This is a genomic window from Microcystis sp. LEGE 08355 (genome assembly GCF_015207185.1).
Lineage (GTDB): Bacteria > Cyanobacteriota > Cyanobacteriia > Cyanobacteriales > Microcystaceae > Microcystis > Microcystis panniformis.
This window is the reverse complement of the sequence record NZ_JADEXI010000933.1, coordinates 1-1,141: the sequence shown is the minus strand read 5'-3', so window position 1 is coordinate 1,141 and position 1,141 is coordinate 1. Positions and strand designations below refer to the sequence as shown.

Here is a 1,141-nt window from a genome sequence, read left to right as displayed (position 1 = left end):
CTTTGACGATTACCTTTTAACAGAGATGGCAACTTAGCCCGACGTTGGTTATAAAATTGATTCAGGCTTTTTAACGGTCTGCCATTAATCAACAAAGGGATAAAGTCCGGTTGATTTGAAGTTACAGTCATCAAATTATCTATGCCTAAATCTATCGCAGCTATTTTTTCATTAGGAGCTAAGAACTGTTCGGTTTTCTCATAAATTACCTCGATTACATAACAATCACATTTAGGAACTATTCTAACTTCTGCTATGCGCTCCGCTACTCTTGTCGGCAAGGCAATTGAAGTCCGGTGATAGTTTGACCAATCCGTACCGAAGACCTACTTTGCTTAGGGATTGAATCGTGTAAACTAAGAGATTTCGTCCTTTTTTTGGCTCCTTATAGCCAGGGATTTTGGGTTTTCCTAGAAATTTATCGGGGTGACTTTTCAACTCCGATGAAGCGGCAAAAAATGATGGCCAGTTCTTGTCTAATCCTCTTAAAACTTGTTGGGAAACTTTAGCGGGTAAAGCTTGATACTGTTCTGTCTTTGACCTCAGAGAGGCCATCTGATTATAGGTCAAATAGCCATGACCATAAATGAAGTTTTGTCGGATTAAATAATTGGCTGAGTTGTAGAGATTTTTAGACTGCCAAGATAAATTATCTATCTCAGCCCAAAATCTATGTCCTTTCTTGATAATGTGTCTTTCGGCTACTAACATTATTGTCCGTTGTCTTTTAACTCAGCGTCGGGTTTTGAAGGGTTGTCATCCGTTGTGATGATTGTACCTACCAGAAGGCAATTGATAGCCTGTTAAATTCCCTTGTTTCCACCACCTCCAAGCCGTTCGATAACTTATTGCTGCTTTTTTTGCCTAGTCTGATCGTCTCATGTCTATATATTACTATGCCTGACTATATCTGACTATATTTACATTGAAACTTTACAATACCACCGTTACACCCGTAGGGTTAGTGGGGGAGGAATGCCGAGCAATAGGAAACGCTCGCAGCCCATCGACTCGGGGTGGTGATTCGGTAGTAGTGATGGCGGCTTAATCCTTTGCTTTGCTGTGCATTGTAGTCATGGATAAAATACCAAAGGGTTCCCCAACGTGATTCTCCATTTTTTTAGAGAAAGATAGACTCTCT

The 1,141-nt window shown here is 40.4% G+C and carries 1 protein-coding gene and 1 pseudogene; both read right to left on the bottom strand.

The features are described from left to right. Window positions 1–131 (bottom strand): annotated as a pseudogene (locus IQ242_RS26870) (RNA-guided endonuclease TnpB family protein); the annotation flags it as partial. 112 nt (window positions 132–243) lie between these two features. After that, the gene (locus IQ242_RS25405; RefSeq protein ID WP_228021225.1) at window positions 244–711 is read right to left on the bottom strand and encodes a transposase; all 468 of its coding nucleotides are present in this window, start codon (window positions 709–711) and stop codon (window positions 244–246) included. Between the last annotated feature and the right edge of the window lie 430 nt (window positions 712–1,141).

Bases quoted from the DNA above. Each gene is read 5' to 3' on its own strand.
- IQ242_RS25405 (WP_228021225.1), bottom strand. From the start codon at position 711: ATGTTAGTAGCCGAAAGACACATTATCAAGAAAGGACATAGATTTTGG.